12 protein-coding genes, 1 tRNA gene and 1 rRNA gene are annotated in these 15,364 nt (G+C 40.5%); all 14 read right to left on the bottom strand.

Translation table 11 applies throughout. The annotated features are described in order from the left end of the window. Positions 1-26: 26 nt before the first annotated feature. Positions 27-2,249: a D-ornithine 4,5-aminomutase subunit OraE gene (gene oraE / locus I0Q91_RS12490; protein WP_270454946.1), complete on the bottom strand. Its 2,223-nt coding sequence runs from the start codon at positions 2,247-2,249 to the stop codon at positions 27-29. Next, positions 2,249-2,623 carry an ornithine aminomutase subunit alpha gene (locus I0Q91_RS12485; RefSeq protein WP_270454944.1) on the bottom strand — a complete coding sequence of 125 codons (375 nt, stop codon included), beginning with the start codon at positions 2,621-2,623 and terminating at the stop codon, positions 2,249-2,251. Before I0Q91_RS12485 ends, oraE begins: the two co-directional genes overlap by 1 nt. A 37-nt stretch (positions 2,624-2,660) precedes the next feature. Then, positions 2,661-4,037, bottom strand: a complete 1,377-nt coding sequence (locus I0Q91_RS12480; RefSeq protein WP_270454942.1) for a GlmL-related ornithine degradation protein — start codon at positions 4,035-4,037, stop codon at positions 2,661-2,663. Between the two features lie 67 nt (positions 4,038-4,104). Continuing rightward, positions 4,105-5,532, bottom strand: coding sequence for a 2-amino-4-oxopentanoate thiolase subunit OrtB (ortB, locus tag I0Q91_RS12475; protein WP_270454940.1), 1,428 nt, complete (start codon positions 5,530-5,532; stop codon positions 4,105-4,107). Then, positions 5,532-5,843 (bottom strand): 2-amino-4-oxopentanoate thiolase subunit OrtA, encoded by a 312-nt coding sequence (gene ortA / locus I0Q91_RS12470; protein ID WP_270454938.1) that lies wholly within the window; start codon positions 5,841-5,843, stop codon positions 5,532-5,534. The genes ortB and ortA overlap by 1 nt, the downstream gene beginning before the upstream one ends. 23 nt (positions 5,844-5,866) lie before the next feature. Then, positions 5,867-6,898, bottom strand: a complete 1,032-nt coding sequence (ord, locus tag I0Q91_RS12465) for a 2,4-diaminopentanoate dehydrogenase (protein WP_270454936.1) — start codon at positions 6,896-6,898, stop codon at positions 5,867-5,869. 82 nt (positions 6,899-6,980) lie between these two features. Beyond that, a complete protein-coding gene (locus tag I0Q91_RS12460) occupies positions 6,981-8,162 on the bottom strand; it encodes a M20 metallopeptidase family protein (protein WP_270454934.1) in 1,182 nt (393 codons plus the stop codon). Positions 8,163-8,833: 671 nt separating this feature from the next. Continuing rightward, on the bottom strand, positions 8,834-9,955 hold the full coding sequence (gene ald / locus I0Q91_RS12455; protein ID WP_270454932.1) for an alanine dehydrogenase: 1,122 nt from the start codon (positions 9,953-9,955) through the stop codon (positions 8,834-8,836). 179 nt (positions 9,956-10,134) lie between these two features. Then, positions 10,135-11,151: a peptidyl-prolyl cis-trans isomerase gene (locus I0Q91_RS12450; RefSeq protein ID WP_270454930.1), complete on the bottom strand. Its 1,017-nt coding sequence runs from the start codon at positions 11,149-11,151 to the stop codon at positions 10,135-10,137. Between the two features lie 72 nt (positions 11,152-11,223). After that, positions 11,224-11,299 (bottom strand) — tRNA-Asn (locus I0Q91_RS12445). 16 nt (positions 11,300-11,315) lie between these two features. After that, a 5S ribosomal RNA gene (gene rrf, locus I0Q91_RS12440) occupies positions 11,316-11,432 on the bottom strand. A 199-nt stretch (positions 11,433-11,631) separates the two neighbouring features. Continuing rightward, positions 11,632-12,477 carry an ABC transporter permease gene (locus tag I0Q91_RS12435; RefSeq protein ID WP_270454928.1) on the bottom strand — a complete coding sequence of 282 codons (846 nt, stop codon included), beginning with the start codon at positions 12,475-12,477 and terminating at the stop codon, positions 11,632-11,634. Between the two features lie 14 nt (positions 12,478-12,491). Then, a complete protein-coding gene (locus I0Q91_RS12430) occupies positions 12,492-13,412 on the bottom strand; it encodes an ABC transporter permease (protein WP_270454924.1) in 921 nt (306 codons plus the stop codon). A 132-nt stretch (positions 13,413-13,544) separates the two neighbouring features. Beyond that, entirely contained in the window at positions 13,545-15,107 is a 1,563-nt protein-coding gene (locus I0Q91_RS12425) for a glutathione ABC transporter substrate-binding protein (protein WP_270454922.1), read from the bottom strand. Positions 15,108-15,364: the final 257 nt, after the last annotated feature.

Genomic DNA, 15,364 nt, shown 5'->3' with positions numbered 1-15,364 from the left:
CCATTCCCACCTTCCTGTCAAATCAATTATTCCTCTATATTCTCACAGGCATCCTCGATCTCGCCTTTAAGCTTTTTAACAATAAAGCTAGCAACATCATCGCCATGGGTTCCCCGGCCAAAACCGGCATCCATCCCTGATTCACAGGCAATATCGTCAGTTACCTGAGTACCGCCACCGATCAGGATTACATCATCTCTCAAGCCTCTCTCAATACAGAGATCATGGAGCTTCTGCATATTCTGACGGTGGACATCATTATGGGTAATAATTGTACTGATCATAATCACATCTGCATTAGTCTCAACTGCAGCATCAACAACCTTATTAATCGGCACTGAAGTTCCAAGATAAGTCACCTTAAAACCATATTTCTCAATTCCACCATGCTTAATATCAATAATCTCTCTTAAGCCGACAGAATGCTCATCTTCACCAACAGTAGCCGCAACAATCTTTAACTGATTCTCTTTAACATATTTCTCAATCTCATCATCAGGCAATAACTCTTCCTTTTCAGGAATCTCAAGATTATCAACATCTACAGCAAAATCAACCTTACCTTTAACTTCAATTAAAGTACCCTCTGCTGGATGCATAACCTCACGATGTATAACCTCAGCATTCTCAAGACCCATCTTCTTGGCAATCTCTAAAGCAGCCACTTCAGCCACAGTCTCTTCAGCCGGGAGGAACATTGTAATATTAACCCAGCCATCTGCAGCCCATTCAACCTCAGGCTTTAGCTTGCTGCCTTTTCTAAATTCACGGGTCTCTTCCAGCCTGTTATTTACATTATCTTCAGGGTCAAGCTCATCTATAAAATCAATCATCTCAGGATGCTCTAAAGAACAGCCATCAATTAAGTCACAGCCCTTATCAACGCCATCAGGTAGATTATTATAACCATAATGGTTACAGACAGGGGCCATATAATCGTCATCTCTAGGAATAATACTATCAGCAGAGACTCCGCCATCTTTATCTCTGGCTATACCGTCATCATTCCGTCCAGGATAACGGCCAGAATCAACAAAGAAACCCTGGGAGACAGCTTCAAAATAGCCGCCAACTTCTAAGATCTCTTCCATAAAGAGAACTGCTCTCTCTTTTAGCTCTCTGGCATCCTCTCTTAAGCGACTCTCCTCTTTTTCTTCTAAGTTAAGAATCTTCTTAATCCCGTCAAGAGCAGCAAATGTCTGCTTGGCAGTATCAACAGCCATAATATTATTATAATGCCATGGCACATTTCTACCCTCATCAGGAGTAATTGTACTCTGAATATCAGCAGATGTCAAAGCAGATATTAAAAGATTCAGGGTATGGGTTACAGTTGCCTCTCTAATTGATGACTCCATATACTTGGTATTCTGCTGGGCTCTAAATTTAAAGCCATCAAATAATTCTCTAAGAGCAACAGCATATGGCATATTAAGCCTTAAATCAGGTGCCGGAGCTGCCGCCGGTGGCACAGTTGAAAGCGCAATTAACTCCTTTGGCATCCCGGCCTTCATGGAAAACTGAGAATTAATCGCATGCTGAACAAAGAGTTCAGGCATAACATTCCAGGCTTTTCTGGCAGTAGCATTGGCATTATGGGCACCATCAATCTGTAACATATCGACAGAAGCCATAACCTTCTTAGCTACCGCAGCATCAACAAAGGAGCGGAACATATTAACATTTCTATATAAAACATTGTACTGAGGATCCTGGTGGGCACCATTGACCCCCTCTTCAGCAAATAAAACAGCAATCTCTGGCCCGGCCACACCACTAACATAAGAGTGGAAATTCAATGGACGGCCAACCTCTTCCTCAATTAAATCTAAAGCTCTTCTGGTCACTCTAAGCTGTTTTCTGGTGATCGGAATTCCACCGACACCCTCTGGAGTACCTTCAATCAATCCATCAAAATGGCTCTGACCGGCAGTTCTAATAACCATCAGATGATCAGCACCATGCCAGGCAGCCATCCGCATTCTCCGAATATCATCTTCAAACCTGCCTGAGGCAATCTCAGTTGTAATTACTGGCTCAGGCTGGGGGTCGATACCCTTAAAACTCCTGGCTGCAGGTAGGGGTATACTATTTTCTAAGCCTTCACTCATATTATAATACGTAAAGTCCTCTAAATTCAATTGATCTACAGGTTTTCTCCAGGTCCAGCCCTTTCTTTTAGGCCTATAGGACTCAATATCTTCTAATAACGCCTCTATATCAATTTTTTCATCAGGTCTTAACTCCATTAAGCAACACCTCCACTAAATAAATCGGCCAGCTCTTTATCGCTGTATTTTCCATCCTTTATTGCCATACCAGCATCTTTAATCTCCATACCTTCTTTTTCTGATAGTTTCAAGAGCACATGGCCGGCTCCCTTACCTAAAAGGTCAGCCTCATGAATTTTTTTAACGATAGCCTTGGCATCAAGACTATTAAAACCCATTCTAATTAAAACAGATCTCTCGATTGACGGAGAAGTATGGGTCTTAGCAAGATCAGCTAAAGGATCAACAATCTGATCGGCTAAGTCCCAGAATCTCTCCTTTAATTCCTGATCAGAAAGATCAGCAAGATGCTCCCGTCTCTTTTGAAAATCATCTTTTCTTTCCGGTGACATTATATCACTCCTGTTCAGTATTTTTATTCTCTAAAGCTTAATTTTCTAAATCTTGATCTTCATCTTTGTTTTCCAGATCCTCTGCCTCTATCTCCAGACTATCTAACATCAGCTTAACCGCAGCTTCAGGATATTTCTTGCTCATAACACCTAAGGAAGCCATAATATATTTCTTATCAATTAAAGGTTTAGCCTCTTCAGGGGGCAGCAGCTGTCTGGACCGATTGGTTCGTAATGATTTCAAGATATCTTTGCCGCCATCCAGCCTGGTCAGAGCACCGCCAGTTCCAATCAACCAGCGGACAGCAGTTAAATCCTTGCCCTCGGCCACAGTCTGCCGGCCTCCAGAACCATAATAATCCCGATAGCTCCCGGCATGACGCTCAAGAGCAGTCTTAGCAGCTCTGGCTGCCAGATGCTCGACATATTTCTCTTCATCTTCATTTCTAGGGATCGGAGCCAGGTCCTCCCTGGCTGGAATCTCGAACTGATCCTTTAATAAACTATAGACATGGGGTGCATTAAGATAAACACCTAAATCACCCTCAACAGTCCTTTTGGCCTCAGGTTCAGGACTAACCAGAATATCCCTGACCTTGCCAGATTCCTCAGTAACTGAATGGACATCAGTTGTTGCTCCCCCGATATCAAAGACAACCAGATTCCCGATCTTTTCTTTGAGTAACCGGGCAGACTGCATGACAGCACCTGGAGTCGGCAGCATCTCAGCAGTCAACATTTCCGTAATCCTGGACATCCCAGGGGCTTTAACAATATGTCTGGCAAAGACCTCATGGATCTCTCGCCTGGTCGGTTCAATATTTAAGCGGTCAATATCAGGATAGACATTATCAACAATGATTGTCTCAATTCCTTTTTCAGCAAAAATATCTCTAACCTCATCCTGTAAGACACTATTACCGGCATAGATCACCGGCACCTTAATGCCTAAGCCAGCAAGCTTTTCAGCATTATATAAAATAGTCTCTTCTTCGCCATAATCAACACCGCCGGCCAGCAGGATAATATTAGGCTGGATCTCCTTAATCTTCTCCAGCTGTCTATCCCGCAATTTTCCAGCAGTAACCTGTTTAATAACTGCCCCGGCACCGAGAGCAGCTTCCTCAGCTGCCCGAACAGTCATCTCCTTAACCAGGCCATGGACTGTCATCTTTAAGCCACCGGCAGCACTGCTGGTAGCCATAAATTCATTCCAGCTTAAATCATCAACACCGAGACCGGTCTTTAAGTCAGCAATAGCAGCCTCAAGACCGATCATTACATCCCCTTCTTCCACAGAAGTCGGGGCCATACCCTGGCCTAAATGGACTGGTTGCCCTGATTTTATATCATTAAATGCATTGACCATCGTCGTCGTACTGCCGATCTCTGCAACTAAAAGTTCCAATTCCATCAGACTAATTCCTCCTATCAAAGGACGTCAATTTCAATCTAGCTAATTGACATCATCTACAAACTATCTAAATCAGATCAACCTCAACTTCATCTATCTCAGAAATTATCGCCTCAACCCTGGCTCTATCTAAATTAACCTCAGCGGCAAGAAACTCAAGCTCTTTAGCTCCAAGTTCTTTGATTCCACTCTTATTAATAGCTTTCTTTAGATAAGAACTCCTGATCTTTTTAAGATCAAGATCTCTGGCCTTAATCATGCCAGGCTCTTCAGGAATAATAATCGACTGGCCAGGCACCTCATGATCAGGATTACCCCGTTTAACCTCAACACCATTCTCCCTGGCAAAGTTAAGTTGAGGAATCGGATGCTTGCCAGCGCCGGTATATTCCGTCTCCTGAACAACAACAACCTGGTCTTCATCCATTTCCCGGGCAATAGCAAAGGCAGCTGCCAGTGAAGTATTGCCGGCAGGTCCCCGTTCCATGCCTTCAATTGCAGCCAGCGCTTCAGTCATATAAAAGACCTCGCCCTGATTAACAGTCACATATCTATCCATATATCTTAACGCCCTGGCAGCATTTAATGGCACATCGGCCCGATCTGGCCAGGTAGCAAAGGGAATTCCAAACCCGGTATGGCCGGTTGTAAATGATTTCCTGTTGAAATCTTTATCGCTGGCCATATGGAGTCCAGATAGATCAACACTGGCTCCGATTATCTCAGTCTCTTTAGCACCGGCTTTAATAACACCTCGGGCAGTACCAGTTAAATTACCGCCACCGGCATTGGTGCAGATAATCGCATCAGGTTCAAGATCTTCCCTATCCCTTAACTGATTGATAATCTCATAGCCCAAGGTCTCAACCCCGGCAATCCCAAAGGGAGTATAGAGTGAAGCATTAAAATAACCTGTCTCTTCAAGAACCTTTAAGAACATATAAAAGAGCTCAGGACCGACAGATAACTGCAGAACCTCAGAACCATAGGCCTCGCATTTTCTGCCCTTTTCTAAAATCTCAGGCTGGCCCTTATCCTCGCTATCAAAGACCTCCTGGACAATAATACTTTCTAAATTTCTCATAACAGCCTGGGAGGCCACAGCCGCCCCATAATTGCCACTTGTTGCTGCCACAACCCCTGGGTAACCATGCTTTTCAGCATGATAGACAGAGACAGAGGCCCTCCTGGCCTTATAACTGCCAGATGGATTGGCTGCCTCATCCTTTAAAAAGATCCTGGCACCCTTTCCGGCAGGTGATAATTTTCTAACAACTTTAGTAATATTTTTTAACTCAATCAGAGGGGTCTGGCCAACTCCAGTATCGCTTTGAATATCAATAATCTCATCCAGCCCGTAACCGGCCTTTGCCATCATTCCTTCATAATCAAAGACTAAATCATTAATCCGAAACTGATCATAATCAAGCCCGACAGCATCTTTCATTATCTCATTCTTTCTAGCCATTACTTCATTGTAATCTCCAGCATTCATTAGCCATTCCCCCCTTCATCATTAATAATCTCTTTTAATTCCCGGCCGACCTTTAATAATTCTGGAATCGGCCTGCCATATGAATGATCATAGGATGGATCAGCATCTATCAACTTGCCAGTATATTTCCGGCCAATAATCGACTCAATCTCAACCTCATCGCCTATATCAGCATCGTCAACTAAAAACCCCTTAACTTTCAGCTCTAAGGGAACCTTTGCAGTATCTTCTGGAACCTGAGGGGCCCGCTGGCCTGGCTCAAGAATCACAGAGTAGATTTCAACCCAGCTTCCAGCCTTAACTTCTGCCATTTATAAAACCTCCCTAATGAGATTTATTTAAGTAAATTACCCATATTTGCAAGAATAGCTCCAGGAACAGGTAAGTCAGCCATTGTATGCAGCCCTGGCTCAGCATTAATCAGATGGGGAATCATATTGACTGCAACAGCCATAGTTCCAGTTCCACCGGCAATTTCAGGAGTAATAGCCATATCTACACCTGGGTCCCCGATAATCTTAATATAATCTCCAGTCTCAACGCCCTCTTTTTCAGGATGGATCTGCTGAGGATGATTTAAGACAATAACTTCCTTGCCATCTGAATAACCCTTGGCAATATGCTTGCAACCGGCAACCATACCCTCTTCAACTTTAACATGCTCGGTCTCACGATAAGTATTGGAAACAATCGGCTCTCTGGTCTCCTTAACCTCATCAAGCTTAATCCCTAAACGTTTAGCGATCATATAGATAGACTCTTTAAAGCCAATATGGCCAACAATCTTACCAGATTTAAGGCCCTCTTCAAATTCTTCAACAGTTGTGCCAACACCCTGGGTCTTCATAACAGTCGGACCAAAGGGTGAAAGATCATTAATCCTTGAAGCCTCAATCCTTTCAACTTCAGAACAGACACCGGAAAGAGCAATAATCATCAGATCAAGCACAAAACCTGGGTTAATTCCAGTACCTAAAAGAGAAACACCATTTTCCCTGGCAAGCTCATCTAACTCATCGGCTAAATCAGGATCCTGGGCCTCAGGAAAGGCCATCTCTTCAGCAATTGAAATAACATTAATACCTTTATTTAAAAGCAGCTTTATCTGAGGAGCAACATCCTTTAAGAATGAACTGGTAGCTAAAATAACTAAATCCAGTGAATCATCAAGAATATCCTCAGCATCATCACTAACCTTAACGCCTAATTTCTCAATACCTAAAACATCGCCAAGATCTTTCCCAATCTTATTGGGATCAAGATCAATTCCAGCAGCCAGCTCAACTCCATCTTTTTTAGCAAGAATACGGCCCATGCCGCCTCCCATAGAACCTAAACCCCATAAACCAACTTTAATATTTTCCATTTATTATCACTCCTTTTTATTACTAACTACTTAGGTAGTCACTAATATTATAAGCCTTATTTTAAATTTTTGCAACCGTCTATCAATTTAATTTTGCAATTAATTTTACAGCTGTATTTAACATAACTTTTAAGCCAATCTTTAAAGCCGCCTCATCAAAGTCATAATCAGGATGATGATGGGGAGCATCTATTCCTTTATCATAATTTTGGCCTCCAACTAAAAACATCGCCCCAGGCTTTTTCTCAAGGAAATAAGAAAAATCTTCAGCACCTAAAGTCGGCCTATCTATCTCAACAAATTTATCAACTCCAAGCATCTCCTCAGCAGATTCCTTAACCTTTGCAACAACATCTTCATCATTAATTAATGGCGGATATAATTCCCTGTATTCCAGGTCATAATCAGCACCATAGGTCCTGGCAGTCCCATCAATAATCTCCTTAATCCGCTTTTCTAAAAGCCCCCTGACTTCAGAATTTAGAGCCCGGATCGTCGCCTCAAGCCTGACCCTATCAGCAATCACATTCCTCCTGTAGCCACCCTCTATCTTACCGATAGTAATCACAGCCGAATCAGTGGGATCAACATTCCTGCTGACAACAGACTGTAAGGCCTGGACCATCTCACTGGCAACAACTATCGCATCATTGCCTTCATGGGGACTGGCACCATGAGAACTTTCAGTCAGAATATCGAGATCAAATTCATCAGATGAGGCAAAAAACTCACCGTTCCTGGTTCCAACATAACCAACCTCATTGTCATTCCATAGATGTAAGGCCAGCATATAATCGACCTCAGGCTCAGTTAAGACCCCAGCCTCAATCATCGGTTTGGCCCCTCCTGGACCCTCCTCAGCTGGCTGGAAGATCAGCTTAATCCTGCCCTCCAGCTCATCACCTAATTCAACTGCAGCCTTAGCCACTCCCAGCAGAGTTGCCACATGGCCATCATGGCCGCAGGCATGCATCTTGCCAGCATTCTTTGAGATATATTCCTTATCCCCGGTCTCCTGAATCGGCAGGGCATCCATATCAGCCCGAATTCCAATCACCGGTCCAGATTCACCGATCAGACCAACAACCCCGGTCCCGGCAATACCGGTCTGATGGGTTATCCCTAAATCAGTCAAAACCTTACTAATTAACTCAGCAGTCTCCTTCTCCTCAAAACCTAGCTCAGGGTTCATATGAATCTCCCGCCGCCAGTTTATCAGATCATCCTCAATCCTATCAGCTATCTGACTTATCCGTTCTTTCAAAGTTATCATCTCCTCATAACTATCTTAAAATAGCTTAATTATCTTAAATATTTTTAATCTTATCTTAATTCTCCATTCTAAGTATACACCTAAACAAATCCTGCATCAAGATACCAGTTTGCAAAATAAAAAATCCCCACCGGCAGATAACCAGTCGAGATAGTCAATAACTATTATATTATAGAGTTTTAAATTAAATCAAATCCAGGATAAATACGCTCATTCTTCGGTCTTGCTTCGGTAATGTCTCGCTATAGATTCGGTTTAGTTACGGTATAAATTCGGTATAACTACGGTAGCAACTTACTTTAATAATAAGACTAAAAGCATGCCAAATCAATATAAGTAAACTAAAACCATCATTCATAACCATAAATACACCAGTCCTGCTCCAGGATTCCTCCAGATTTGCTCCGGCAGTGCTCCGGGAATGCTGCGGGACTTCTCCGGGATTCCTCTGGGACTGCTCCAATAAATCTATAATATTCATACTCTATCTATCCTATCTTCTATAATTTAAAAATAACCTAAATTTAATCAGTCCATTATAAACTTATCTTAGTATATCACAATAAGAATAATTTATATATAGCAGGGTAGTGCAAATAACTAAAAAATATAAAAAAGAGGGGAAATTAATCCCCTCTAAAAGTCAATAATAATCTGCTTAATTAAAAGCTAGCAAGCACATCATCAATCGGTGTATAATCAAGATCAAAGGCATCAGCAACAGCCTTATAAGTGACTTCGCCTTCATAAACATTAAGACCTAAAGCAAAGCCTCTATCTTCTTTAAATGCCTCTTTGTAACCTTTATTGGCAATCCTTCTGGCATAAGGCAGAGTTACATTGGTTAAACCGAAAGTAGAAGTTCTAGCAACAGCACCAGGCATATTGGCAACACAGTAATGAACAACGCCATGCTTCTCAAATACTGGGTCGCTATGAGTTGTTGCATGGGATGTCTCAATACATCCACCCTGGTCAATTGCAACATCAGCAATAACAGCACCATCTTTCATCTCTTTTATCATATCTTCAGTTACAAGATGAGGAGCTTTAGCACCAGGAATTAAAACAGCACCGATAACTAAATCAGCTTTTAAGACCTCTTCCCTGATATTATATTCATTGGACATTAAAGTCTTAACCCTGCCCTGATAGATATCATCAATATAACGCATCTGGGCTGGACTCTTTTCTAAAATAGTAACATCTGCGCCGAGACCGACAGCCATCTTAGTAGCATTTAAACCAACGATACCGCCACCGATAACAACAACTTTAGCAGGGGTAACACCTGGGATACCACCTAAGAGAACACCCTGGCCTCCCTGAGGTTTTTCAAGGAAACGGGCACCTGCCTGAGTTGAAATTCGGCCGGCAACCTCACTCATTGGAGTTAAGAGCGGAAGACTTCCAGCTTTATCTTCAACAGTTTCATAGGCAATAGAGACAACATTCTTTTTCATTAGCTCATGGGTTAGCTCTTCCTCAGCTGCCAGATGGAGATAAGTAAAGAGGATTAAATCTTCTTTAAAATATTTATATTCTTCTTCTAAAGGCTCTTTTACTTTCATAACCATATCAGCCCGCTCAAAAATCTCAGCAGGAGTATCTACCATTTCAGCACCGGCTGCCATATACTGATTATCATCAATACCGCTACCAACACCACCATTAGTCTGAACTAAAACTTCATGGCCATCTTCCTTAAAAGCCTTAACTCCAGCTGGAGTTATCGCAATCCTGTTCTCATTGTCCTTAATTTCCTTGGGTACACCTATAATCATAATTTTTCCCCCTTAATAATAATTATATATATTTGAACCTTAAAACCATTGCTCAATAATACATATTCTTTATCTATTCTAAATCTCCTGCTAAATAATTTCACAATTAATATATTATACTATAATTCACAAAATTTCAAGAAAAAAATGCCCGAATTAACGGGCATATTAATTATTATTTAAAGCTTATTTTCAACCTCAGCATTTTCCATTAATTCTTCAACATACTCCTGCCAGACAACCTGCCTCTCTCTATCAAGCAAAATTGCCTCAATTTCATCTCTGACTTCAGAGAAATCTCTAAGCCCGGCCTCAACTATATCATCAACTTTAATTATATGATAACCAAAATCAGTAGCCACAATCTCTGAAACCTCTCCAGTATCAAGACTTAGAGCTGCATCTTTAAAGGTCTGATCAAACTGAGTACCCTCATTAACTACTCCTAATTCTCCACCCTGATCAGCAGATGGACAGGTTGAAACTTCTCTAGCCAGCTCAGCAAAATCCTCTCCAGCATTTAATCTCTCTAAAACCTCTCCAGCCTCTTCTTCAGTATCAAGTAAAATATGTCTTACCTGTGAACCAGCTTCAACTTCAAATTGACTCTGATTATTATCATAATACTCCTGCATCTCTTCCTCTGTTATTTCAATAGTTCCAACAGTTTCCTCCTGCAGCGTAAAGATCAACATATCCTGTTCATTCATCTCTAAAAACATCTCTTTATATTCGTCTAGAGACTGAATTCCCTGCTGCTGCAACACCTGTAATAATTCCTGTTCATTCATATTATTCTGGGCCATAACCAGCTCTAAATGATCATCAAAAAATTCATCCTTATCATCATCGGTCATTTCCAGACCTTTCTCTTCAACTTCTCTATTTAATAGATAATAAGTTAAAAATTCATCAAACTTCATCTTCCGATATTCATTCATCAAATCATGACCTGCTTCAGTCTGTAAAAGCAGCTGACCAAATTCCTGATTGGTCTGGAATATCTGCATAACAACCTGCTCGGTTCCTATAAACTCATCTATCTCTAAAATAGATATCTCTTCACCATTAACAATAGCCGCCAGCTCATCTTCAGCCATTTCCTGAGCAGAAACAACTGAACCTGTTAGCAGAGTAACTGCTAAAAATCCGATTAAAACAATCACTGAAAATTTCTTAAATAAAATAACAATCATCTCCTCATATTTTTTTATACTCTCCCTATATTACTTCTAGATTAAAATATAAAATCCTTCATAAAATAAAAATGGCTCCCCGAGCAGGACTCGAACCTGCGACAAAGTGGTTAACAGCCACTCGCTCTGCCAGCTGAGCTATCGGGGAGCATAGTAAATATAAAAATCGGCGACGACCTACTCTCCCACAAGGTCACCCTTGCAGTACCATAGGCGCTGGAGGACTTTACTTCTGTGTTCGAAATGGGAACAGGTGTTTCCCCTCCGCTATTGTCACCGAAAATTTTATTCAATTATTTAAACAGTATTTCTCAATCACAAATACTATAATACATGATAAATCGTTATCTGTCAAGGGATTATTTCATTTTTTTGTTATTTGCTCTAATTTATTTTCTACTCCAACATTATCTGCAGTCTATCAGCTCTGATCTTCAAATTAATTCCTATCTTTACTCTTTTCTAATTCTCCACTCTTTTCTAATCTCTACTCATTTTTGGATCAAGAGCATCCCGCAAACCATCGCCAAATAAATTAAACCCTAAAACAGTTAACATTATAGCCAGTCCAGGATAAGTCGTTACATGATGAGCTGTCCTGATATAGCCTCTGCCCTGACTTAACATCGCTCCCCATTCTGGAATCGGAGCCTGGGCACCTAATCCTAAGAATCCAAGCCCGGCAGCCCATAAAATAGCTGCACCGACCTGCAGTGAAGACTGAACAATTATTGGTGCCAGACAATGGGGCAATACATGTTTAAAAATAATTTTACTTTCTCTAACACCTAAAGCTTTGGCTGCCTCAACAAATTCGTTATTTTTAATCGATAAGACAGAGCCTCTAACAAGTCTGATATAAGTTGGAATAGATACTATTCCAACTGCAATCATAGCATTTACCAGACCAACTCCCATCACAGAAACAATTATAATAGCCAGTAACATACCTGGAAAGGCCATCATAATATCAACCAACCGCTGAACAAGAATATCTATTTTGCCACCATAATAACCTGAGATAGCTCCAATTGGAACACCTACAGCCAGACCAATAGCAACAGAAATAAAACCAATGGTAATTGAAATCCTGGCTCCATGAATAATCCTGCTTAAAACATCCCGGCCTAAATCATCTGTACCTAAAAGATGTTGACGGGAAGGACCCTCTAAAGTTCTAAAGAAATCAGTCTGATATGGATTATAAGGGGCTATATATGGGGCTAAAGCAGCTATAACAAATAAAGCAAGTATAAAAATTATTCCTGCTATAGCCAGTCTATTCTTTTTCAACTGTCTAAATGCTTTACTTCTAAAAAAATGCATTAATTATCCCCTCCTTATCCATACTGGATCTGTGGATCCAGAAACGCATATAATATGTCAACAAATAAATTTATTAAAACAAATAATAATGCAAGCAATAAGACTGATCCCTGTACAACTGGATAATCTCGGGCTAAAATCGAATCAACCATCAACCTACCTACTCCAGGCCAGGAGAATACTGTTTCAGTTAAAACTGCTCCTCCAAGCAACATACCAAAACGGAGTCCCAATATCGTAACTATTGGAATTAAAGCATTCCTTAAAGCATGCTTGACAACTACAACTCTCTCCATTAAGCCCTTTGACCTGGCAGTAACTATATAATCCATATTTAAAACCTCTAACATACTAGATCTAGTCATTCTAGCTATTAAAGCTGTAGAATGAGCTGCCAGGGTAACTGCAGGCAACACAAAATGCTGTGGTGTACCCATACCAGATGAAGGCAGCCAGCCAAGCCTTACTGAAAATATCAACATTAAAATTAAACCTAGCCAGAAAACAGGAGCTGCCACCCCAAACAGAGAGAAAACCATCGTTACATTATCAAGTAAAGAATAGGGCCGGGTAGCCGAAATCACCCCCACCAGTATTCCAAAAAAACTAGCAATAATTAAGGAAATAAAAGTTAAAGAAAGCGTATTTAAAAATCTAGGCCATATCTCAACTACTGCCGGCCGATTGGTTCTTGTCGATATCCCTAAATCACCTCGTATCAACCTACGTATAAACACTCCAAATTGAACATGTATGGGCTCATCCAGGCCTAAATTAGCTCTAACCTGAGCAATATATTCTGGCGTTGCATGAACACCTGCCATTGCCACTGCAGGATCACCAGGCAACAACCTGACCATACCAAAGACAATTATAGCTACTCCAATTAAAACAGGTACTAATAATACCATCCTTCTTAAAATATATGACGACACAGCAATCCCTCCTGAAAAACTAATTTCAATATATATCAAGCCCTGCCTGATTTAAAAGCAGGGCTTGATTATTATCTTTAAATTTATTTTTATATCTATTAGCATAAATATTTAATTTATCCTGCAATTATCTTAGTCATTAATAAAGTAAGCTCTTTTAGCTTCAATATGCTCTCTTGGATGGTGAATTAATCCAGCAACTTCATTTCTTACACCATTTAACTGAGAAATACTGTGTAAGAAGATCCATGGTGCATCATCCCAGATTAATTCAATAGCTTCAGCATATAAATCCTGTCTAATATCAGGGTCAGGAGTAATTCTGGCCTCATGCAATAATTCATCTACACCTTCATGATCTCCAAAATGCCAGTTGTTTCCATATGGAGCCCACTCATCTGAATGGAATAGAGCGTATAGTCCATAATCAGCATCACCAGTCACTGTACCCCAACCAAGGAAATACATATCATGTTCAACATCTTCAGGCTCATTACCACCAACAACTTCTAAATATGTCGCCCATTCCATTGTTGTCATATTAGCATCTATTCCAACATCAGCTAACTGACTCTGTATTGCCTGGGAAATAGTCTGATCCATTGGATAACGTCCAACTGGATAGTAAAACTCAACTTCTAAACCATCTTCATAACCGGCTTCAGCCAGTAATTCACGGGCTCTATCTGGGTTATGCTGATAAATTTCCTGGCCTGAATAACCAAATATATCAGGAGAAATAGGGGCATCTGATGGACGACCTGCACCATCAATAATATGCTCAACTATTGCTTCACTATCAACAGCATAATTCATAGCCTTTCTAACTCTAACATCATCAAAAGGCTCCCGATGATTATTTAAACCAACATATAATGTTCTCAAACTTGGAACATTTTCTACAGTTAAATCAGGATTTTCTTCTAATCTAGAAACATCTCTTGCCGGAACATTCATAATAGCGTGAGCCTCTCCAGTCTCTAGCATAACTACCCTTGTAGATTCTTCTGGAACAATTAAAACACTAAACGTATCTACATAGGCATTATCTCCCCAGTAGTCGTCATTTCTTGTCATTAAGACAGCTTCTCCACGATTCCAGCCATCCATTTTAAATGGACCCGTACCTACTATATTCTCGCCAGCATCCTGGGAAGGATCATCTGCATCAATTGCTGCAGGACTAATCATTGAAATAAAGTCATGTGAAAGATGGGCAAGAATTGGAGCAAATGGCTCATCAGTAGCAATTCTAATTGTATACTCATCTATAACTTCTATTTCCGTAATAGCATCAATTAAGAATGAATATACAGCTCCCTGATCTAAAAGCCTCTCTAAATTAAATTTAACTGCTTCAGCATTAAATGGTTCCCCATCATGAAATTCCACACCTTCTCTCAAATAAAGATCATAAACCAAACCATCATCAGAAACATCATAATCTTCAGCCAGGAGTGGAACAATATCCCCATCTGGTGTCATTTCAAAAAGAGTTTCCATCATATGAACCATAACCATAGCAGCCGGTGATGATTGAGCATATAATGGATCCAGCGATTCTGGATCGGCTCCAATAGCTATTCTTAAATCTCCACCCTCCTGTGGTTCCTGAGCCATAACACCAAGACTGTTAGAAAATAATAAAGAAAAAGCCATAACCAACACAACAAAACCTAAAATTTTCTTCTTCATTAGTAATAATCTCCTTTCTCCTCTATGCTTTTACTAATTTAAAGTGTTATATATAATATTAAACCTAAACTCATAAATTCCTTCTTTTTTTGTCATGTTATTAAAATAATTTACTAAAATACCCCTAAAAACAAAAAATCTCTGCAGGATGCAGAGATAATAAAAGATATAGGAATATAGGTCACACCTTCAAAGATGCATGGGGAAGGATGAGAAGACCTCGATCTATTAGTACCGGTCAGCTGAATCTATTGCTA

The sequence above is a fragment of the Halonatronomonas betaini genome, from assembly GCF_015666175.1.
Taxonomy (GTDB): domain Bacteria; phylum Bacillota; class Halanaerobiia; order Halanaerobiales; family Halarsenatibacteraceae; genus Halonatronomonas; species Halonatronomonas betaini.
Note: the sequence above shows the minus strand (reverse complement) of the source record. Positions and strands in the feature narration are given on the sequence as shown.